The sequence below is a fragment of the Lacihabitans lacunae genome (assembly GCF_042649125.1).
Taxonomy (GTDB): Bacteria; Bacteroidota; Bacteroidia; order Cytophagales; family Spirosomataceae; genus Leadbetterella; species Leadbetterella lacunae.
The window spans coordinates 2,989,449-3,011,818 of record NZ_JBHRYQ010000001.1; the positions used below are offsets into that span (position 1 = coordinate 2,989,449).

Here is a 22,370-nt window from a genome sequence, read left to right on the forward strand (position 1 = left end):
TACCGCTTCGATAAGAATTTTTAGAATAGCCCGAAGCATCGCTTTGGGCTGTTCGATTTTATAGAATTGAATACATTAGTTTAACAATAAAATAATAGAAAATGAATATTACAGCTGCTGACGTAAACAAGTTGCGTCAATTAACAGGTGCCGGTATGATGGATTGTAAAAAAGCCCTTACTGAAGCCGAAGGTGATTTCGATAAAGCGGTAGAAGTATTACGTAAAGCTGGACAAAAAGTAGCAGCTAAGCGTGCAGACAACGAAACTTCAGAAGGAGTAATTTTAGTAGATGTAAGCGAAGGCGGTAAAAGTGCAATTGTATTAGCTTTAGCATGTGAAACTGAGCCAGTTTCTAATGTTGAAAACTTCAAAACTCTTGCTGATCAAATTTTACAAGCAGCTGTTAAGAATCAAGCAAAAGACAAAGAAGCACTTTTGGCTTTGGCTCTTGAAAACGGTCAATCTGTACAAGAAAACATCACAGAACTTATCGGAAAGATAGGTGAGAAAATAGTAGTTAGCTCATACGAATTTATAGAAGGAGAGCAAGTAGTAGCTTATATCCACAGCAACAAAAAAGCTGCTGGTATAATATCTTTTGCTAACACAGGTGGAGCAGACGTAAACGAACTAGGAAGAGACGTAGCGATGCAAGTTGTAGCGATGAAGCCAGTTGGTTTAGACAAAGAAGACGTAGATCCTACTATCGTAGAGAAAGAAATTGAGATTGGTAAAGACCAAGCTCGTCAAGAAGGAAAGCCAGAAGCTATGTTAGAGAAAATAGCTATGGGTAAACTTAACAAGTTTTACAAAGAGAATACTTTGTTAAACCAAGAGTTTGTAAAAGACGGATCAATGACAATCGCTCAGTTAATCGAAAAAACTGTAAAAGGATTGAAGATCACTTCTTTCAAAAGAATCGTTATCGGATAATTTTCCAGATAAAAACTATACTAAAAACGCTCTTGGTTTTCCAATGAGCGTTTTTTTATGCATATTCATTTTTAAAAACCTGATTTGAAAACAAAAAAATCGCCCAGAAAAGAGACTCCTGAGCGATTCAATTATAAACTTAAAAAAGAATTTTAGTTAGCATTTAACAATACCGAACTTCCTTTTCCTCCACCCATTATCACAATTTTAGCATTTTGAGATGTTGCTAATTCTTTTTGAGCTTGAATGTTTTCATACTGCAGAAGCTTATCCGTCAGAGTCGAAGTCAGAATACGTTGATAATCTGATATACCTTGGGCTTCTACACGCTTACGCTCTGCTTCTTGTTTTTCTTTTTGGAGCACAAACTGCATTTTCTGAGCATCTTGTTCTGCATTTATTTTAGACTCTATCGACTTCTTTACAGACTCAGGCAAACTGATGTTACGAATTAATAACTGCTCTAAAATCAAGCCTCTTTCTTTGAAATCTTTATCGATAAAAGTGCTGATTTTTTGTTGATACTCTTCTCTTTTAGATGAATACAAAGCCACGGCCTCATAGTTAGCTGAAATATCACGAATGCGAGTTCTTGAGATAGGCCTAACCACCACATCTACATAATTCATGCCTATTTCTTTATAAATAAATGGAGCTTGTTTTGGTAAAATTTTAAAAAGTACCGTTAGGTCTATTGTCACCTCCAAACCATCTGAAGATAGCACCTTAATGGCGTCATCACCGTATTTTTGACCTTCACCTTGAATGGCCGACATAGTATAGTTTTGGGTTTTAATGTCCATTTCGTTAACGTTAACGAGCGGATTCACAAAATTTAAACCACTTTGTAAAGTCTTGTCATTTACATTTCCAAAAAGAGACTGAACGCCAACTCTACCTGCATCAATCTGAACCACACACTTACTTAAAAGCCCAACCACTACCAAAACAATACCACCTATGCGGAAAGATTTTGAATTTGCAGCTAGCGGAGAATCTGACTTGGAGACTACAAATCCTGCCACCAATAAAAATACACCTACTATTACTATTATCATCGTTTTATAATTTAGTTATAATATAAAAATACGGCTTTTTTGCTCTAAAAAGTACCTTTTTAGGATAATAGGTAGCCTGAATATCAGAAAGGTAAAAAGCCTATCTATTTGGATAATTACAGAAAAAGCATTTCTTCTCAATAATAAAAAATGTTATTTCTTAAATATTTCTGCAATGTTAAAATCAAAATTCATATTTTAGACTTATGTAATTAGCCCAAATTCATTTTAAGCCATTTATTATGAAAAACTTCGTCAATATATTAACACTAATCATTTTTTCATTCTCTGTTTTTGCCCAAATACCGGATGCTCCAAAAAGAACAGAAGGGTACGGCCCTTACAATAAATTAATAATCAGAGGTGTGACATTGGTTAACAGCACAGGAGCACCACCAATAGGGCCGATAGATATAGTAGTAGAGCAAAATATTATTAAAGAAATAAAACAAGTGGGCTACCCAGGCGTGCCTATTGACCCAAAAAGGAGACCAAAAGCCGAAAAAGGAGATAAGGAATTGGACTGCTCCGGTATGTATTTGATGCCGGGTTTTATTGATATGCACGGCCACATTGGCGGCAAATCGCAAGGAACGCCCTCAGAATATGTATTTAAACTTTGGATGGCACATGGTATTACTACCATACGCGAACCTTCAGCTGGAAATGGCCTGGAATGGACACTCAAGCACAAAGAAAAGAGCCTTAAAAATGAAATAGTTGCACCAAGAATATTGGCATATACTGCATTTGGCATGGCTTCAGATGAACCTATCCATACGCCAGAACAAGCAGTGACTTGGGTTAGAGAAAACGCAAAAAAAGGAGCTGACGGAATTAAATTTTTCGGTGCAGAGCCCGATGTTTTTAGAGCAGCATTGGCCGAAAACAAAGCATTGGGCCTTAGGTCTGCTTGTCATCATGCACAACTGGAGGTAGCACGAATGAATGTGTTGGCAACTGCAAAGGCAGGTCTTACAAGTATGGAACATTGGTATGGCTTGCCAGAAGCTCTGTTTGACGACCGTACCTTACAAAACTATCCAGCTGACTATAATTACAACAACGAGCAAAATCGATTTGAAGAAGCTGGAAAACTTTGGAAACAAGCTGCTGAGCCCGGCTCAGAAAAGTGGTATAAGGTAATGGATGAGTTACTGAAACTTGACTTCACGCTAGACCCTACCTTTAATATTTATGAAGCAAACCGAGAGTTTATGCTAGCAAGAAGGGCAGAATGGCACGATGACTATACACTGCCCTCGCTCTGGCGTTTTTATGGCCCTAGCCGAATCTCTCATGGCTCATATTGGCTAAACTGGGGTACTGAACAAGAAGTACAATGGAAAGAAAACTACCGAATTTGGATGCGGTTTGTGAACGAATACAAAAACCGTGGTGGCCGAGTAACTACTGGTTCTGACTCAGGTTTTATATATCAACTTTATGGATTTGCCTATATTCGTGAACTTGAGTTATTGAGAGAAGCCGGTTTTCACCCATTAGAGGTTATTCAATCTGCCACCATTAAAGGTGCAGAGGCCTTGGGTATGCAGGACCAAATTGGTTCAGTAGAGATTGGCAAACTAGCTGATTTTGTTATTACTGAAGAAAATCCTTTGGCAAATTTTAAAACACTTTATGGCACCGGAGCTATAAAAGTTACGGATAAAAATGAAGTAGTTAGAGTAGGCGGTGTAAAATATACTGTAAAAGACGGTATTGTCTATGACGCAAAAAAATTACTAAGCGATGTAAAAAATTTAGTAGACAAAGCCAAAACAGAAGAAAAATTTCAGATTTCGCAACCCGGTATAAAGAAATAAAGATTGCTAAGAGTTCCGTCAGAAATACCCGCCCACCAGTTTGAGTCCCTAAAGATTCAAGAAACTACATTTGTGGCATACAGGAGTGACATTTACCCTTCTAAAAATGACGTGTTTTTTGAAGAAAATGCGGTTATTTATGTCTTAGAAGGTGATAAAATATTTAGTAGTTCACAGTCAGAAGTCAAGGTCCAAAAGGGCGATGTATTATTTATAAAAAGAGGGTATTACCTCATGTCAGAGTCTACCAACGCTGCATACAGAAGTCTGGTGTTTTTTTTCGATGATAAAATATTAAAGGAATTTGTAGGTCAAAATTTGGAACTATTTGAAAGTCATGGCACAGAAACCATAAATAGCACCTTGCTTTTAACCTTAAAATCTAACGAAACATTTGGTAAATATGTGGAGTCACTACTCCCCTATTTTAAAACTAAAACCAAATATCTAAATCAATTTTTAAAACTAAAAGTGCAGGAGCTTTTGCTTCACCTATTGGAATTTGACAAACAAAACCAACTCAAGGACTTGCTTTTTTCTATTTATGCAGGCCAAAAAGCAGACTTAGAGTATATCGTAAACACTTTTTATCAAAAACCACTTAGCCTAAACGAACTAGCCCGAATTTCAGGCAGAAGTTTGTCTTCATTTAAAAGAGAATTCATAGAAAAATACGGTGCATCGCCCGGACAATGGATCAAAGATAAAAAACTAGAACAAGCGGCTTTCCTTCTAAAAAACAACCTAGGAAATGTAGAACAAGTAGCGGATATGGTAGGCTACGAAAGTGTTTCGCATTTTATAAAAACCTATAAAGCCAAGTTTGGAACCACCCCACACAAAACCAAATAGCTCATAAAGCCCTACCTACATTAAAATACGCCGTTTAAATAATTTATATGGCAACGATACCCCATACTGCCTTAAACTTGTATTAAAATTAATTTGTGGCTTATGCAGAATTCCATATACATCAAAATTTCAACTTTACTAATTTGTCTCTATGGCTCCGCGGCTTTTGGGCAAACCAAAGTTACAGGATCAGAAAACCCGAACTCGCTGTCACTTACAGCGTGTATAGACTATGCTTTAAAAAATAACGTAACAATAAAGCAACGTCAGCTCACAGTAGAAACCAGTGCAGTTCAGTTAGAACAGTCGAGATACTCGCAATACCCAACCGTAAATGGGCAGTTTAACTTAAACGGAAACGCAGGTAGAAACGTGGATCCATTTACAAACAGCATAGTAACCCAAGCCATTGGTACAAACAATATGGGAGTGGCAGTGAGTGTACCTATTTATAATGGTTTTCAAATAAAAAATACCATCGCTAGAAACGAGCTTTCGCTAGAAGCCGCTCAGACGGATGTATTGGCTCAAAAAAACAATATCGCTTTACAAATAGCGACATCTTACCTCAATGTATTGTCAACTGAAGACTTAATAGAAGTATCTCAAAAGCAACTAGAGGTTACCAAGTTACAGTTAGATCGTACTCAAAAATTAGTACGAGCGGGTACCTTAGCTGAAACAAACCTATTTGACCTTGAAGCTCAACTAGCCAACGATGAGCTTAATTTAATAAACGCTCAAAACAACTATGAGTCGGCAATTTTGACTTTAAAACAAGCGATGAATGCACCCATAGAAATGGATGTGAAAGTGAAGCGAATAGAAATACCTAGTCCTGAAATTACCCAATACGCCAGCAATGCTAACAATATCTACGAAACTGCCGTTGGTTTTTTGCCTGAAATAAAAGCAGGTCAAATAAGACTAAAAGTAGCAGACAGAAATATTGCGATTGCTCAAGCATTAGGTAAACCAACGGTTTCTTTTAATACATCATGGGGAACGGCATATAGTAGTGTGGCCAAAAAACTTATTCCGAACGGAACCACCTCTACACCCACTACCGTTTCTGCGGAGTTTGAAGGGCAAACTATCCCATTTGTAATCAACTTCCCTCAACAAAATTTTTTGAGAGAAGGCATACCTTACTTCAATCAATTGGGCAATAACCAAAACATAAATGCTGGTCTTTCAGTACGTATTCCGATATTTAATGGTTTTAATACCCGATACCAAACACAGTCTGCAAAGATTCAGAAAATGCAGACTGAATACCAAAACACAAGCACAGAACTGCAGATAAGACAAAGCATAGACCAAGCCTATATTACGATGCTAAATGCACAAAAAAGATATTCAGCAACACAAGTTCAAACAGACGCACTTGAGCGATCATTTAGAGCAGCCGAAATGAGATACAGTGCTGGATCAGGAAATTTTGTTGATTATAACTTAGCAAAAACTAACCTTGACCGTGCGAAATTTAATCTTATTGCTGCGAAATATGATTACATATTTAGAATAAAAATATTAGACTTTTACCAAAATAAGCCCTTAGAATTTTAATAAATCATAAAATGAAAAATAAATCGAATAGAATCTGGTGGATACTCTTGGCCATAGTGGCAGTATTACTAATTGGTCTTTTTGTAGCCAAAAAAGCAGGCTGGATAAACAGCGAAAAACCTACTGAGGTAGAGCTTGCTAAAGTAACTAAAAGCAACTTGGTAGAAACTGTTTCTGCCTCAGGAAAAATTCAACCTGAAATAGAAGTTAAAATAACCCCCGATGTACCAGGAGAAATAATAGCACTTTATGTAAAAGAAGGCGACTCTGTAAAAATGGGACAGCTGTTACTGAAGATTCAACCTGAAAACTACGTTTCAGTAGTAGATAGATTTAGGGCGGGTGTAAATCAATCAAAAGCAACAGCGGAACAATCAAAGGCAGCGATTTCTAGAGCGGAGTCGCAAGTGTTGAGAGCACAAATGGAGTATAATCGTCAGAAAAAACTACTAGATGAAAAAGTAATATCTCAAGCCGAGTTTGAAACGAGTGAAGCAAATATGAAAATTGCTCGCCAAGACCTACAAGCTGCCAAAGCCAGTTATGAAGCGGCAAACTTTGGAATAAGAAGTGCAGAAGCCGCTCTAAAAGACGCAGCCGAAAACTTAAGAAAAACCAACATATATGCCCCAATGAACGGCATTGTCTCTAAACTTGCGGTTGAACTGGGTGAGCGTGTAGTTGGAACATCACAAATGGCAGGTACAGAAATGTTGCGTATTGCAAACCTAAACAATATGGAAGTTAGGGTAAATGTAAACGAAAACGATATCATTAGAGTGGCCCTGAAAGATACAGTAATAGTGGATGTGGATGCGTATTCGTCTGCTGGAAAGAAATTTAAGGGAATCGTAACCCAAATTGCCAACACTGCAAATGGTACAGGGAGTTCGCTTACTGGATCGAGTAACTCCACAGAATCTGTAACAGAATTTGAGGTAAGAATTAAGATTTTACCAAGCTCATACCGTGAACTGGTAACATCAGCACCAGGAGGAAGATATCCATTTAAACCAGGTATGACTGCTACTGTTGATATTATTTCTGACACCAAAAATCAAGTGCTTGCTGTTCCAATTTCGGCAGTGACAACAAGAACTACCAAAAACGAAAGCGAAACAGAAGGAGAAGACAAAAAAGAGGATGGAGACGAAAACCAAATAGGATTTTCGAAAAAGGATGGTATAGAGAAAAAAGAAAAACCGAAAGAGATTGTCTTTATAAACGATAAAGGAGTTGCCAAAAAACGTGAAGTAACAACCGGAATTACAGATACCCAAGCAGGAACCATCGAAATAATATCGGGATTAAAAGCAGGAGAGGAAATAATCACCGGGCCATTTTTAGAAGTTTCGAAAAAACTAAAAGATGGTGATAAGGTGATATTAAGAAAAGAAGAAGTTAAAAAGTAATTTATAGTTTAGGGTAAGATAGCATAAAAGAGTGGAGACTTTCTTCACTCTTTTTTTGCATTTTTATAGTCTTGAAACTTGTTCTTGCTTTCCAAACAAACTAGCCGAATTACTAGGGAATTGGCTTAAACCCGATTTATCATTGGAAAATCTATTACGAGCTTAAATTTAATCACCATAGCCCTTCGGCTATTCTCTGGGTAAACTGCTATGCTAGTTAAATTTATGTATCTGATTATTGCAATTTAAACCCTCATAACGAAGTCCTAAGGCATAAACCGGGTTAAACTTTTATAACAGCATAAAAATCCATAATTTTGTCTTAAACGGAAATCAACAAAATGAATATCACAGTAATAGGCGGAGGCAGTTGGGCTACAGCATTAATAAAGATTCTGTCAGAAAAAAACGTAAAAATAAAATGGTGGCTAAGAGACGAAGTAGCCATTAATCATATAAAAAAACATCATCATAACCCGAGTTATTTGAGCGGAGTGGAGCTTCATCCGTCAAAAATAAAGCCTTACAAAAGTCTGAAGGAGTCCTTAAAAAACTCAGAGTGGGTGCTGCTAGCTATTCCTGCCGCTTTTATAGAAGAGGCGTTGGCTCCTGCTGACCCAGCTTGGTTTGTAGACAAAAAATTTATTTCTGGGGTAAAGGGTATGATTCCTTCCACCAACCTATTGGTAACAGACTGGTTTTCTGAAAAATACAATATCCCACGTGAAAACATGGGAGCAATAGCAGGCCCCTGTCATGCAGAAGAAGTTGCTTTAGAAAAGCAATCATATCTAACAATAGCCTCTGAAGGCGAAAAAACTGCTAAAGACTTCGCAGAATTGATGGCCTGTCGGTTTGTAAAAACATCCTACATTACGGATCTCAATGGTGTGGAATACTCTGCTGTAATGAAAAACATAGTGGCCTTGGCCTGCGGTATAACCCACGGAATGGGTGCAGGAGACAATTTTCAAGCCGTAATGGTTTCAAATGCAATGTTAGAAATCGAACGATTGGTTAACAAAATTGCTCCAAGTGAAAGAACCATAAACTCATCGGCCTATTTAGGCGATTTGCTTGTTACAGCCTACTCGCAGTTTAGTAGAAACCGAACATTCGGAAATATGCTTGGCAGAGGGTACTCCGTAAAAACGGCTCAAATGGAAATGAAAATGATTGCAGAGGGCTATTATGCCACAAAATGCATTCATGAGCTAAACAAAACCCTTAAAGTAGAGATGCCTATTTTGAACTTCACTTATGGTATTTTGTACAAAAACGCACCTTTAAAAAAGAGCTTCGAAACCTTGAAAGGCAAATTGATTTAAGGGTATTTTTAAATCAGTTTCTATTCAAAAAATCACTTAAGGGTTTAAGCTCCTTAAAAACAATAGCGGCTTGACTAGAGAAGTCAGGTTTGACTAAATCAGTATCTTTAACAAGATTTCTGGCCAAAAAACCTTTCATTTTCAGAAGTTCTATATTGGGATTATCTTCTGAATAGCCCTTTGGCACTCTAACGAGTTTGTCACCTTCTAGCTGACCAAAAGTATCTTTAAAGCCTTTGGAGTTAATAATATTGAGCAGGTCTTGTCCATTATAATCAATCTCTTGTCTGATGTTCTTGAGCCAGTCACCCTGCGGCATATACGCTCCACCCGCCAACATACTTGCACCTAGCTCTATGTGGATATAATACCCAGAACGTGTGTGGATATCAGATTTCTTTGCCGCTGAGGTAATATGGGCACCAAAATGAGCCTTATATGGCGATTTATCCTTTGAAAAACGAACATCTCTATAGATCCTAAAAATACAATCTTTAGCTTTATGATGACTGATACTTGGGTCAAAAGCACTGATTTCGGCAAATAACTGGGTAATAAATACTTCAAATTCGGCCTTGGCTTCTTCATAACGTGGTTTATTTTCGGTAAACCATTCCTTGTTATTGTTCTGACCCAATTCTTTTAAAAATGCCAACAGTGCCTCGCTGATTCCCATATTCACTAGTCTTTTATTTCTATTTAAAATTCAAAATCTTTGTCTTAAAAAAAGTCTGGCTCAAAAACCCAAAATGTTCTGAATAAACAATTTAAGCAAAATGTATAACATTCTTCAAAATCGGAATGTTTGAAAACGTAATAGGTAGTTAGGAGTGGGTTTGTTTTTAGTTTTAAATAGATTTACTGAAAAGATATATTTTATCTTTAAATTAAATCAGCATGACATTTAACTCAAATATTTTAAAATACAATTGGTATATTTGATAAAACATTTACCTATGATACTGCACAAATTAAAAACCTTAACGGTTTTCTTGTTTTCTTTTTTGTTTTTTATGGCCGCTTGTGTTGATCCGTTTAAAGTGAGTATCGATGCTTCCAAAACATATTTGATTGTAGACGGGGTTATATCAGACTTAGAGGAACCACAAGTAATTTCAATTTTTCAGACAAATAAAGCAGCTAACTTTAAAAGCTCTGAGTTTACGGCTACTATAGCACCCAAAAGCGATGACATATTTCCATTGAAAGAAGCATCAGTTTCGATAGTAGAAGACAACATAAATACCTATAACCTTTTTGAGTTTGAAGCAGGCTATTATAAAACGCCTCCAGGTTTTATTGGAAAAATAGGGTCTACTTACAAACTTAAAATCACTACAAAAGACGGCAAAAACTACCAATCATATGAAGAAAAAATAGCTCCTGTGCCTGAAATAGCTACATTACTCAGCAAGTTTAACGCTAAGGGTATAAAAGATAACAACACGAGCACGGGACTTATCCCCACTCATGACATTTACATTGACTTTATAGACCCTGTAGAAGAAAAGAATTTTTATAGATGGAAATGGTTCTCATATGAAATTCAGAACATTTGTGAAACTTGTAAACAAAGTAAATACTACCGAACAGGAACTAACCTTGACCCAAAGGGCGAATGTATTAAAGACCTAACACTGCCTAGTATTAACTATTTCGACTACTATTGCGAATCACTTTGTTGGGATATTTTCTTGGGAAAAAAGATAGATATTTTTGCGGACTTATATACAAATGGCAAAACCCAGTACGACAAACTTGTGGCCCAAGTGCCTTTATATCAAGCTAACCCGTGCTTGGTTGTAGTACAGCAGTATTCTATGACTCCTAATGCATACCGATACCTGAAGCTCATAGAAGACCAATCGGTAAATACTGGAACGTTGGCTGACACACCTCCCGCACCAATAAAAGGTAACGTAATAAACCTAAGCGACGAGTCTGAAATAGTATTGGGGTATTTTGGTGCATCTGCAGTTTCTGAAGTAAGATATATGCTAAACAGAGGTGGAGAAGGAGGAGCACCCACTGACAACCTGTTTAAATACTTCAACAAAAGAGACCCGATTTTAGAGCCGACCTCCGACGAAAGACCCGTAATTCCGGTTGCAATTTGTAAACCAAGTGCTAGCAGAACATTTGTAGCACCAAGAAACTGGCAGTTTGGCCGATAAACCCTCAGCAACTAATATTATGAAATATATTTTACTTTCTTTATTTATTTTGACTGGAAATGTTTTCGCTCAAAACATCATTATTTCAGGTCAGGTTATAGATTCGGTTTCAAACGAACCACTAAAAGATGCGAATTTTACTGTAGATTTTAAACGAAATACTGAAGATCTAAAAACTGACAAATATGGCAACTTTAAGCTCACATTATCAAAAAACGATCACGCAATTTCTATAAAATATGTAGGATATGTACCTTATTGGTTTTATACCAATGAATACAGCACATCAAAAAAAATGACCATAAAAATGCGTCCACTTGTAAATGAACTTGAGCAAGTGGTAGTCTCGACCGCACGATTAGATCAAAATGTAAAAAAACCACTGTTAGGTGTAAATCAAATTAATTTAAAAACCCTTCAAAAGATACCTTCAGCTTTTGGCGAAGTAGATTTTTTGAGAGCCATACAAATGCTGCCAGGCGTATCAAGTGTAGGTGAGGCATCAAATGGTGTCAATATTAGAGGTGGAACCACAGACCAAAACTTGATCTTAATTGATGATACGCCTATATATAACCCAACGCACATGTTTGGCTTGTTTTCGGTTATTCCTCCAGATGCCATCAGCAACTTAGATTTATACAAAGGAAATGTGCCTGCTCGCTATGGCGGAAGGGCCGCCTCGGTTTTAGACTTATCTCTTAAAAATCCTAGCCTAACTAACTTTAAGGCAGTCGGAGGGATAAGCATTATTTCCAGCAAATTGTTGGTTGAAGCACCGATTATTAAAGATCGTGTAGGTATATATTTTGCCGGACGAGGAGCATTTACCGACTTTTTGCTCCCAAAACTAAGTCCACAATTAGAAAATGTAAAAACTAACTTTTACGAAGGAGTAGTAAAAGCCTTTTGGCGGGTAAATTCTAAAAATACCCTTACATTAATGACGTACGGCAGTAAAGATTTCTTTCAAACTGACTTGCTTTCAAACCTACCTAATGTGATTGGCTCTGCCACATTTTTCGATCATAAAACCCTAAACTATAACGCTAAATGGGTATACCTGATAAACAATAATCTCGACTTGGTTACGAGTTTTACCAAAGCCAACTATGACCCCATAATTGGCACCATAGAAAACGTCACTAAATACAAAGTAAAACTCAACTCTGGCTTAGACCAAAACATTTATAAATCAAGTTTAAACTATCAAAAAGGAGATAATAAACTAGAAACAGGATTAAACTTTACACAAACTCAAATTAGGCCTGGAACGCTAGAGCCAGGCAAAGCCGCTGGCGTAAACTTCATACAAATCCCAACCGAATACTCGAATGAATACGGTATTTTTATTGATGACGAATATGAGTTTACAAAAAAACTTGCCGTGACAGGAGGTTTACGCTATTCATTTTTTACGGCCTTGGGAGCAGGCGAAATGAGGACCTATGACCCAACGCAAGCACGAGACGAATTTTCGGTGACGGGATCTAAAACATACGCAAAAGGAGAAATAATCAAAACTTATGGTGGCTTAGAGCCTAGGTTTGGCATGCGGTATTTGTTAAGTGAATCTGTTTCTTTAAAAATGGGATATAACCTAATGAGACAGTATTTGCAAATAGTTTCGAATACCACCACACCTATTCCTACCTCAAGATGGAAAACCTCTGACGCTAACATAAAACCACAAGTCAGTCACTTATTTACAGTTGGCTCTTACAAGTCATTTGATGGGAATATTTTTGACATGAGTTTAGAAGGATATTACAGAAGGTCAAACAACATAATTGATTACAAACCAGGTGCCGATTTTCTTTTACAAAAATTTCCAGAAACGCAATTGGTACAAGGCTTTAGCACCTCATACGGCATAGAAGCTATGTTTTCGAAGAAAAAAGGAAACCTTACAGGCTGGACAAACTACACCTATGCTCGTACATTTAACCAAGTTTACGCCACCACGAATGTCTTAGACCAAGTAAATGGAGGAAATCCTTACAGAGCCAATTATGACAGACCACACACGTTTAATACCTCAATAGACATAGCGGTAGACAAACACAACTCGTTTGCTTTTAACTTTGTGTTGAGTTCGGGTAGGCCATACTCAAAACCAGTGGGTTTTGTAAATTACCAAAACAACTTTTACCCGTTTTATGATGAGCGAAACAATGCAAGAATTCCAACGTATCACAGGTTAGATTTTTCTTGGAATATATCTAACCCAAGTATGAAAGATAGAAGATATACCGGCAATTGGGCATTTTCAGTATATAATGTCTATGCACACAAGAACGCATATTCAGTTTATTTCAAAACTGAAAACGGGAGTATTAAAGCATATAAACTGCAAATATTTGGAGCTCCTATAGTTTCTTTGGCTTACAATTTTAAGTTTGAATGATGGCTAAGTGCCATCATTTTAGCATTATTATTAGCAACTAAATAAATGGTTTTTCCATTTACTACTATGGGTTTAATTCGCCTAGTTTGTCCTTTTAGTGGAACTTGCCTGATTGGGCTTTTCTGAGTTTTGCCATCGGATAAATATTTATATATATTTCCTTGATCGGCATCATAAAGCCCCATTTGAATATTGCATTCATAAAAATTTCCCAACATCATAAACTCTGACTTTCGATATGCAGAAATATCTACCGCAGTGTAATATGGGGTCCACTGCACCGGCCCAGCCATAGATTCAAGTTTAAATGTTCCATCGCCTTTATTTATTAGTACAGAATTATCAAAATAGTTAGCTTCAAAAACCTTCGCATCGGATATTTTATCACTACCAAAAATATCTTTTAAACTAGCAGTGGCGAAGTCTTTAGAGAAAATATATTTCTTTTTAACAAAAGGCAATTGCTTCTCAATCTCTCGTTTATCCGCAAAAATGGTTTCTTTGCCTTGCATATAAAGCGTAATAATGTGATCTAAACGACCGTTTTCGTCAATATCATTTACGTACATTCTAATTGGCTCCTTTTCAGAAGCGTGCAAACGACTATTTTGGCCCAAATTCCCACATACAAAATCCAGTTTTCCGTCTTGATTTACATCCATCGGCATCGCAAAATTCCACCATCCTTTTTTGTCTGTCAGGTAGGTTTCCTTGTATTTTTTGCCATCTTTCTTAAATGCCTTTATGCCGTCCCACTCATAGGCAACCACGAGCTCTTCTTCTTTGTCGCCGTCATAATCCACCCAAACTGCATTTTTAACAAACCCAGACTTTTTCAATTCAGGTGCCAACTTATCCGTTTGGTCTGAGAAATTCCCATAGCCGTCGTTTATTAAAAAATAAGAACTCGGAATTTCGCCATAGGCCCAAGAAACCGCCCTCGCACCTATAAACAAGTCTATCTTTTTATCGTTGTTAATGTCTTTTGCAAGCACCACAGATGCCGTCAGAAACAAGTCTTTAAATGCATCCGCTTTCTTAATGAAACTACCTTTTTTATCATTTAAATATAGCCTAGGTACCAAGTTAGGGGATTTTCCATAAAATTCATTTCCTCCCGAAGCCACCACGAGATCTTTATATCCATCGCCATTGATATCTGCAAAAACCGCATCCACATCCTCGAAAGTGCTGTCTGCCACTAAAGATATTTGTAAGCTTTCGGTGAATTTACCATTGGCATTTTGTACAAATATTTTTGATTTCTTCCATTTCGAACTTCCCACAAAAACATCTTCTAGGCCATCGTTATTTATATCTCCAACTGTCAGTGCCGGCCCTTCAGTTGACATCATATTGGGGATCAAAGCCTCTCTGTCAAATTCATTAAAGGCGTTTTCTTCATGAATAAAATCCAAGCCAATTTCAGAGGCAATGTCCACAAATTCGTTTTCAATTTTATGGAAAACTTGATAATCAAAAATTGGCAAATTTAACTGATACTTTAATTCTAAAACTGAGTTTGGTTTTACATTTTTTACAACTTGAAAACTATTATCTGGCCAAATAATAAGGACAGAGTCTATTTTTTGTACTTTCCCTATTCCAAATGTCAGAGGAGCTTCAATGGAAGACTGAAACCCTCTTACAGGAAATTTTTCTTGAAAAAACGTATTGGAGTCTGCGTACACGATAACCTTAGAACCAATTGCATTTTTGTTTTTTGCTGCACCAGCCAACTTTACGGTTAAATATTTGTTTTCGGCAGCATACACATTGCTCAAGTTTTCGTACACAAAAGCCTTTTGGTTGATATTGTTTGTAACCACATCTAAGTCACCGTCATTGTCTAAATCTACATAGATAGAACCATTCGAAAATGAACCTACATTTCCTGAAACCTGCTCAGATAGGTCGTTAAACTTTACTTCGCCGGCATTAGAATAAAACTTATTAGGTATTTTTATTTCGGGCAATAGGTCTACAAGCGACTCGTCAGATTCATCAAATTTCTTTTTGGATATCTTCTCTTGAATTTCATCACTTGATACAAAGTTTATGTAATCAAGGTCATTCATGCGTTTGTTTATTCCATTTGAAATAAAAATATCTTTCTTTCCATCATTTTCAAAGTCAAATAACAAAGTAGACCAAGACCAGTCTGTAGCATAAACACCTGCATACATCCCTATCTCGGAGAAATAGCCATTCTTATTATTAAATTGCAAGTTATTTCTAGCAAACTGAATGTTGTACCCTTGTGAAAGTTTAAATTTAAAATTATAAAAAGCATCTTCTCCTTCTGATCGTTTGAGTATTTCGGGTTCATATGGAAGCATATCCAAGGTAAATATTTCAGGAAAAATATCATTATTAAGATCTGCCATATCTACTCCCATGCTAAACCTGCTCGTGTGGTCAATCTTGTCCAGCATTTCGTCTTTAAAAGACCCGTTTTTTTGATTGATATATAAATAATCATTTTCATGAAAATCATTGCCAATATAAAAATCAGGGTAACCATCAAGGTTCACATCAGAAAGTGCTATACCTAAACCATAGCCGATTGCCGAGCTATGAATGCCAACCTTTTGGGTAGTTTCTATGTATTTACCATCTATATTCTCAAAAAAACGATCTCCAGCTAGTTCGTGAAACGTATTTAAAAAAACTTCTCTACGTCCGTAAGTGCCATTTTGATGAACCGAATGGTTTAGCTGAAACATATCTAAGTCGCCATCTAAGTCTGCATCAAAAAAAGCCGTCTGTGTTCCAAATCCAACCAAGTCGAGGCCATATTCGGCTGAACTTTCTGTGTAATGTGGTACACCGTTTTTATCGATATTATCACAAATAAATAGCAGGTTATGCCCACTTAACATTTCAAACTTACCTACCCTATTGATATAAATATCTAAAAGCCCATCTTGATTGATATCTACCACTGACACACCTGTAGACCAACCTTTTTCATTTTTAAAATTAGCCGCTTCTGATACGTCTTCAAACTTCAGTCCGCCTTTATTTAGATATATCTTGTTTTGGTTTTGGTTAGAAGTAAAAATCAAGTCCTGCTTTCCATCGTTGTTGAGATCAGCTGTAGCTACACCGCCACCGTTATAAAAATACATGTAGTTAAATATATTCAAATCGCCACTTGGCTTCAAGTCATTTGAAAAATCAACACCAGTATCTTTGGCATCCAAAGCCTTGAAAATTTCATTTTTAGGCGTATTTTTTCCACATGAAAAAAACCAAAAACTAAAACATATAAAAACTAAATTTTTCATTGCAAAGGTATCTTCATTTCAAAAAACTGCGGCTTACTATTGTTTGAGAAGGAAATAACATAGCTTTTGTTTCCAATACGGATGTTTTCCAAATCTTTAACTTCGCCAGATGTTGTAAATCCACTCTGAGCATTCTTTATCACCTCAAACACTCCTTTCCCTTGATTTAGCATTACTAAACCACGACAAGCGTCTAAACGGGTAAATTGCGGAATAAAACCAGTAAAGTTGCCCGCCATAAGTATATCTATTTGGCCATCTAGGTTAACATCGGTTAAACTGATAGCATTAATACAACTCAACTGAGCATCAATCGGGAGTTCCTTAACCGCAAAATTCCCTTTTCCGTCATTGATAGCAACCACTGACTTTAAGGTATTTACAATACTCATCTGAGCTTTTTTAATTTTATTTCCATCAAATAAATCCTCTATGCTTTTTTGAGCATAGTCTTCATGTTTTAAACTTTTAGCTTTTAAAATCGGAAACTGCTCCATCATTTCGCGTTTCAAAAACACCGGCAAGTCTTTACCATCCACTGATTTTGTCAATATTTTATCTACTTGATTGTTATCGTCAAAGTCAGTAACCCAAAGTTTAAGTGGATTTTCAACAGAAGCTTTCAAAGCGAAATTTTCTCCAATATTTCCCAAAACCAAGTCTAAGTCACCGTCTTTGTCAAGATCCGCCACCTGTAAAGCCCCCCAAAAGCCAGAAAGGTTTTCCAATCCTGTTTCTATGGATGTAAACTTCTTATTTTTAAATGAATAAACTTTAGGGCTCATCCAGTCTCCAACCATTATCAACTCTTTCTTTTTGTCTCCATCTACATCTGCCCAAGTGGCAGCCCTCACCATACCAATATTGTTTAACTCCAGACAAACTTCAGCTGTAACATTCTTAAAGAAGCCTTTCCCATTGTTTTGTAAAATATATTGAGGCGGGTTTAGACCATATATCATCGGAGTAGATCTATTACCAATAAATAAATCTATGTCGCCGTCTAGGTCATAATCAGCAGTAGCAATACACGAAGTATTCATACCATTGTACGGCAAAGCTTGGTTATTATAGATGAAGTTTCCTTTACCGTCATTAAAATACAACCTATTTATATACATCCTTTCAGATGATTCTGTGTCATTTCCTCCAGTTCCCACAATTAAATCAAGGTCTCCGTCTCCATCTGCATCAAAAAACTCAGCAGCAGTATCTTCAAAGAAAGCGGCCTTTTTAAAGTCTTCATTTTCTTGAAAAATAAAACCCTTTGCATTTTGAATGTATAATTGACCCGCTTGGTTTTTCGCTCCACATACAAAGATATCTTGCTTACCATCACCATTTACATCTCCGATAGCTGCTTTTGGGCCTTCTTTAGAGAGAATTTGTGGTATGTTTTTTTCATTAAAAAAGTCTTCGTATTCGTTTTCGGTGTGTTTGTCAAAAACAGAAAAATCTACATTTGTGAAAAAATGTTGTTTGGGGTCGTCTTTAGCAAGAATTCCTACCTTTTTTCCATCCTTAATATTATATTCTAAAAGGGTATTCGGCTTAACGTTTTTATATGAACTAACGGTATTATTAGGCCAGAAAATAACCAACGAGTCTACTTTTCCTTTACCTAATCCAATAGTTTGGGTATACTCCGTACTAGATTGAAACCCCTTTGAAGGGTGTAACTGTTTTGTTAAAATACCCTCTGAGGTATACGCCAATATTTTAGAGCCAATAGCAAAAGTGTTCTGTCCTTCTCCTTTTAGTTTTATTTTTAAAAAATCAAATTTGTTAACCTGCTCGTTACTTTTATTTTTATAAACAAAACACTGTTGATTTACATTGTTTACAACCAAATCTAGGTCTCCGTCATTGTCAAGATCCCCATATGCAGCACCGTTTGAAAACGAAGGTTCGGAAAAACCAAACTCTTCTGATTTATCCGAAAACTTCAGGTTGCCATCATTGTGGAAAAAATAATTGACAATTCGCCTCGAAGGCATTTGTTTAATGATGTTATCAAACTTCTCTTTTTGCCCTGACATTACCATTTTTTGGTTGATATCATTGGCAAAGAAATCTATAAAATCTTGATCAATTACATCATGAAAAATTCCGTTGCTGACGTAAATATCGTTTTTAGAATCATTGTCTGCATCAAACAACAAAGCACCCCAACTCCAATCGCTTGCAGCAACTCCACTATAATTCGCAATTTCACTATATGTGCCATCACCATTGTTTAGTTGGAGGCTATTTTGCATATATTGGTTATAAAACCCCTTTTCAAACTTAAGTTTATACACATAATGGTTATCAAATGATGTAGTGGTCTTTAACCTTAACTCATCTTTTGGTAGCATGTCGGTAACATATATTTCCTGAAGACCGTCATTATTTACATCGGCCATATCGGCTCCCATAGATGCTAAACTAGTATGGCTAATACGCTTTTCTAGTTCTTCACTAAAAGTGCCATTTTTTTGATTTATATAGAGGTAATCTTTTTCAAAAAAGTCATTTGAAATATAAATGTCAGGGTAGTTATCATTGTTTACGTCTCCAACCGTAACCCCAAGTCCAAATCCAATTAAACTACCATAAATACCAGCTGACTTCGAAATATCCTCAAAGTGACCGTCTTTATTTTCATATAGCTTATCGCCTCCACCTTTTAAAAAGTCTTTAACCGGCCAATTCTCAGCACGCATGTCGCGGTTGTTATCGTAGTTAAGTGTGTTTACAGGGATGAAACTATTATTCAAAACATAGCAATCTAAATCACCATCTAAATCAAAGTCAAAAAAAGCAGCATGCGTAGAATAGCCTTTGTCTGCAAGACCATATTCTGCGGCTTTGTCAGTAAAGTTCAGATTTTTATTATTGATAAACAGAGCATTACCATCTTGATTTTTCCACTTATCTATTCCAGCATTACAGATATAAATATCCAACCAACCGTCGTGGTTAATATCTACCATCACTACGCCTGTATTCCATTTTCCTGTTTGTTCTATCCCTGCTTTTTTACTTATGTCTTCAAAAGTCGGATTTCCACTTTTGTCTAAACCTTTGTTTAAAAAAAGCTTATTAGACCCCATATTAGATGTCAAAAGCACATCTGATAGTCCATCATTGTTTATATCTCCGATGGCTACCCCACCACCATTATAAAAATTACGGTAATTGAAAATATTGAATTCTTCAGAGTTTTTAACGGTATTTTCAAAGTCAATGCCTGTTATGTTTGTGGGCAACAATTCAAACATACCATTAGTCTGACTTTTTTTACAAGACCAAACTACTACCACCAAAAAAAGACAAAGTCCGATTATACTTTTTTTCACTTTTTGATTAATTTGATTTTTTAGTAAACACTACCTCGGGTTTATTCCAAACAATATATCCTTCAATATCAGAAAGACCAGAATCACCAAAAGGTTTTCTAAGTTGCCCTTTTACTTTAATAATAATCGCCTTATTGTCTAGCTGAAGGATTTCATAGCCTCCATCTGTTAAGATATACCCCTCTCCAGTATTTTTTACTGAATCTAAAATTTTCCCTATTAAAAACGAGCCAGAAGCACTTCCTTCGGGAAACCCATCTCTAAAACTCAACTTTAGAGGCGTTTTATTTAAATCAACTTGACCTTCTAGGCTTACAATGATATTACCAAAAGCTTGATTTTTTAAACTTATTTTTACGCCACTCGAATCTAATGCGTAACCACTTCCTGTAAAGATTTCTTGGCCGTCGTAAAAATTCTTGCCATTAATAATTATTGAGACCTTAGCCTGATTATCAGTTAAAACCTTAAGTTCTTCTTCGAAGTTTTGATTAGAAGATGTGTTACATGCTACAGCTATGGCCAATAATAAAAGGCCAGAAAGAGATTTTATCATAGGTAAAAAAAGTATATACAAAAATAAAGCATAAAATAACAAAACCACTATTTTAAAACGAAAAAAGCCCAGCCAAACGGCTGGGCTTCAAATATTACTTAAATACTATTAGTATCCTGCATTTTGCTTAAGATTCGGATTAGAAACTATTGCTGGAGAAGGAATTGGGAATAATACAGTGTACGCCTCTTTTATAAGAGTACCTGTACCTGTTGTAAATTTACCAAAACGAACCTCAGTAGTTCTTTTTCCACCTTCCCAATAAAGCTCACGACCAATTTCGTCAAACATAGACGCTTCTGTTACGGAAGTTACTGGTTTAGCTGAACGCTTAGCTCTTAAGTCATTAATCATGGTGGTAGCACCAGCAGTATTTCCACTACGAAGCATCGCCTCTGCTTTCATTAAATATGCCTCTGCGTATCTCATCAAGATATATTTACCAGCCGTAGCAGGGTGATACTTAATTACACGAATACCTTTTTCAGTTGGCGTACCCGCAAGTGTAACGTCACGTGAAAAAACTAACGGTTTTTTCGATCTTGAATCTGTGATATTAGCACCTTTATCATTTATTTGTTGCCCTGCTAGGAAACCATAACCAATTCCTGAAAACTCAGTTCCATCACCTTTGGCTTTAACACCTTTACGGATATCACCATCTTCAAAAGTGTCATAAAAATCTGCAAGCGTAGCAAATCCATTCCAACCTGAAGGATTTTGGTCGTAGTGAAGTGTCATCATCCAACGGTTTTGAGGTGTACCTTCTTGAGAGTTTAAAATAGTCTCAGTAGCATTTCCAGTAAAGTTCTTGAAATAATCAGAACTTAAGCTGTATCCTTCAGCCGTGATTGCATCAACTGCAGCAATTACTTTATCCATATCAGCTTTATCAAAAGTGTAAGGACCAGCCGGGTTTGCACTTTTAAAAACTGCCTTGTTTAAGTACATTTTAGCAATCAAAAAGTTTGCAGCTGCTTTGGTAGCAGTAGGTTGAAGTCCTTTTGGACCACCTTTAGGAAGGCCTGCAAGGGCCTCATTCAAATCTTTTAATATAAAATCAAAAGCTTCAGATCTAGAAAGAACCTTAGGATTAACATCAACACCATCTGTAACTTCTCTAAAAGGAACTTGTCCATAATAATCCATAACATGGAACATGTGGAACGCTCTTAAAAATTGAGCCTCAGCTTTTTGAGTCGGAGTTGGGTTTGAAGCAATAATCTCGTTAGCTTTAAATACTCTTTGGTTCAATTGGTTCCAAGCATTTATAACTCCTGAGTGTGTAGCATCCCAAGTATGCTGATCCAAGGTTCTCCATACTCCGTTATCACCCCAGTCAACACCACGTGTTGGTGGAATCATTTCAGCAGAAGTATGCTGACCTAAGGCGTAAATATTCGCTTGATCTGTATAAGTTGATAGATCTTTATACGCTGAAGTTAACAATTCAGTAGGGTTTCCCGGAGTAAAAGTGGCTCCTCCAGATGAAGCTCTAACGATAGAATCGGTTTCAGTATTAGCTAGATCCGTACAAGCTGTAAAGGACATCACCCCAATACCAGCTATTAAAAATCTTTTTAAATTATTGTTTTTCATATTCAAATTTTCTTTAAGAATTA

Annotated in this window: 14 protein-coding genes; 8 read left to right on the forward strand and 6 right to left on the reverse strand. The window is 36.5% G+C overall.

Annotation, left to right across the window (positions count from 1 at the left end; genetic code table 11):
• Positions 1 to 101: 101 nt before the first annotated feature.
• A complete protein-coding gene (tsf, locus tag ACFOOI_RS13140) occupies positions 102 to 935 on the forward strand; it encodes a translation elongation factor Ts (protein WP_379838437.1) in 834 nt (277 codons plus the stop codon).
• 152 nt (positions 936 to 1,087) lie between these two features.
• Here the strand turns inward: tsf and ACFOOI_RS13145 are convergent, their stop codons facing one another.
• Complete coding sequence (locus tag ACFOOI_RS13145; protein ID WP_379838438.1) at positions 1,088 to 1,993, reverse strand: prohibitin family protein; 906 nt, start codon at positions 1,991 to 1,993, stop codon at positions 1,088 to 1,090.
• 242 nt (positions 1,994 to 2,235) lie between these two features.
• Between ACFOOI_RS13145 and ACFOOI_RS13150 the strand changes: the two genes are divergently transcribed.
• The 5 genes from ACFOOI_RS13150 to ACFOOI_RS13170 all read left to right on the forward strand — a co-directional run bounded on the left by ACFOOI_RS13150 (position 2,236) and on the right by ACFOOI_RS13170 (position 8,980).
• Positions 2,236 to 3,819: an amidohydrolase family protein gene (locus ACFOOI_RS13150; RefSeq protein WP_379838439.1), complete on the forward strand. Its 1,584-nt coding sequence runs from the start codon at positions 2,236 to 2,238 to the stop codon at positions 3,817 to 3,819.
• A gap of 3 nt (positions 3,820 to 3,822) precedes the next feature.
• Entirely contained in the window at positions 3,823 to 4,671 is an 849-nt protein-coding gene (locus ACFOOI_RS13155; RefSeq protein ID WP_379838440.1) for an AraC family transcriptional regulator, read from the forward strand.
• A 102-nt stretch (positions 4,672 to 4,773) separates the two neighbouring features.
• Entirely contained in the window at positions 4,774 to 6,240 is a 1,467-nt protein-coding gene (locus tag ACFOOI_RS13160) for a TolC family protein (RefSeq protein ID WP_379838441.1), read from the forward strand.
• Positions 6,241 to 6,251: 11 nt separating this feature from the next.
• Positions 6,252 to 7,652 (forward strand): efflux RND transporter periplasmic adaptor subunit, encoded by a 1,401-nt coding sequence (locus ACFOOI_RS13165; RefSeq protein WP_379838442.1) that lies wholly within the window; start codon positions 6,252 to 6,254, stop codon positions 7,650 to 7,652.
• Positions 7,653 to 7,993: 341 nt separating this feature from the next.
• Entirely contained in the window at positions 7,994 to 8,980 is a 987-nt protein-coding gene (locus ACFOOI_RS13170) for an NAD(P)H-dependent glycerol-3-phosphate dehydrogenase (protein WP_379838443.1), read from the forward strand.
• Between the two features lie 13 nt (positions 8,981 to 8,993).
• On the opposite strand, the gene ACFOOI_RS13175 is transcribed toward ACFOOI_RS13170, so the two are convergent.
• Complete coding sequence (locus ACFOOI_RS13175; RefSeq protein WP_379838444.1) at positions 8,994 to 9,656, reverse strand: DUF2461 domain-containing protein; 663 nt, start codon at positions 9,654 to 9,656, stop codon at positions 8,994 to 8,996.
• Positions 9,657 to 9,936: 280 nt separating this feature from the next.
• On the opposite strand from ACFOOI_RS13175, the gene ACFOOI_RS13180 reads away from it, so the two are divergent.
• On the forward strand, positions 9,937 to 11,154 hold the full coding sequence (locus ACFOOI_RS13180; protein WP_379838445.1) for a DUF4249 domain-containing protein: 1,218 nt from the start codon (positions 9,937 to 9,939) through the stop codon (positions 11,152 to 11,154).
• Between the two features lie 19 nt (positions 11,155 to 11,173).
• Entirely contained in the window at positions 11,174 to 13,561 is a 2,388-nt protein-coding gene (locus tag ACFOOI_RS13185; RefSeq protein ID WP_379838446.1) for a TonB-dependent receptor, read from the forward strand.
• Here the strand turns inward: ACFOOI_RS13185 and ACFOOI_RS13190 are convergent.
• The 4 genes from ACFOOI_RS13190 to ACFOOI_RS13205 form a co-directional block, all read right to left on the reverse strand.
• A complete protein-coding gene (locus ACFOOI_RS13190) occupies positions 13,540 to 16,851 on the reverse strand; it encodes a VCBS repeat-containing protein (RefSeq protein WP_379838447.1) in 3,312 nt (1,103 codons plus the stop codon). The two genes, ACFOOI_RS13185 and ACFOOI_RS13190, sit on opposite strands and share 22 nt — an antisense overlap.
• Positions 16,848 to 20,192 carry a VCBS repeat-containing protein gene (locus ACFOOI_RS13195; protein ID WP_379838448.1) on the reverse strand — a complete coding sequence of 1,115 codons (3,345 nt, stop codon included), beginning with the start codon at positions 20,190 to 20,192 and terminating at the stop codon, positions 16,848 to 16,850. The genes ACFOOI_RS13190 and ACFOOI_RS13195 overlap by 4 nt, the downstream gene beginning before the upstream one ends.
• A gap of 7 nt (positions 20,193 to 20,199) precedes the next feature.
• Positions 20,200 to 20,748, reverse strand: a complete 549-nt coding sequence (locus tag ACFOOI_RS13200; protein WP_379838449.1) for a hypothetical protein — start codon at positions 20,746 to 20,748, stop codon at positions 20,200 to 20,202.
• A 108-nt stretch (positions 20,749 to 20,856) separates the two neighbouring features.
• The gene (locus ACFOOI_RS13205; protein WP_379838450.1) at positions 20,857 to 22,347 is read right to left on the reverse strand and encodes a RagB/SusD family nutrient uptake outer membrane protein; all 1,491 of its coding nucleotides are present in this window, start codon (positions 22,345 to 22,347) and stop codon (positions 20,857 to 20,859) included.
• Positions 22,348 to 22,370: the final 23 nt, after the last annotated feature.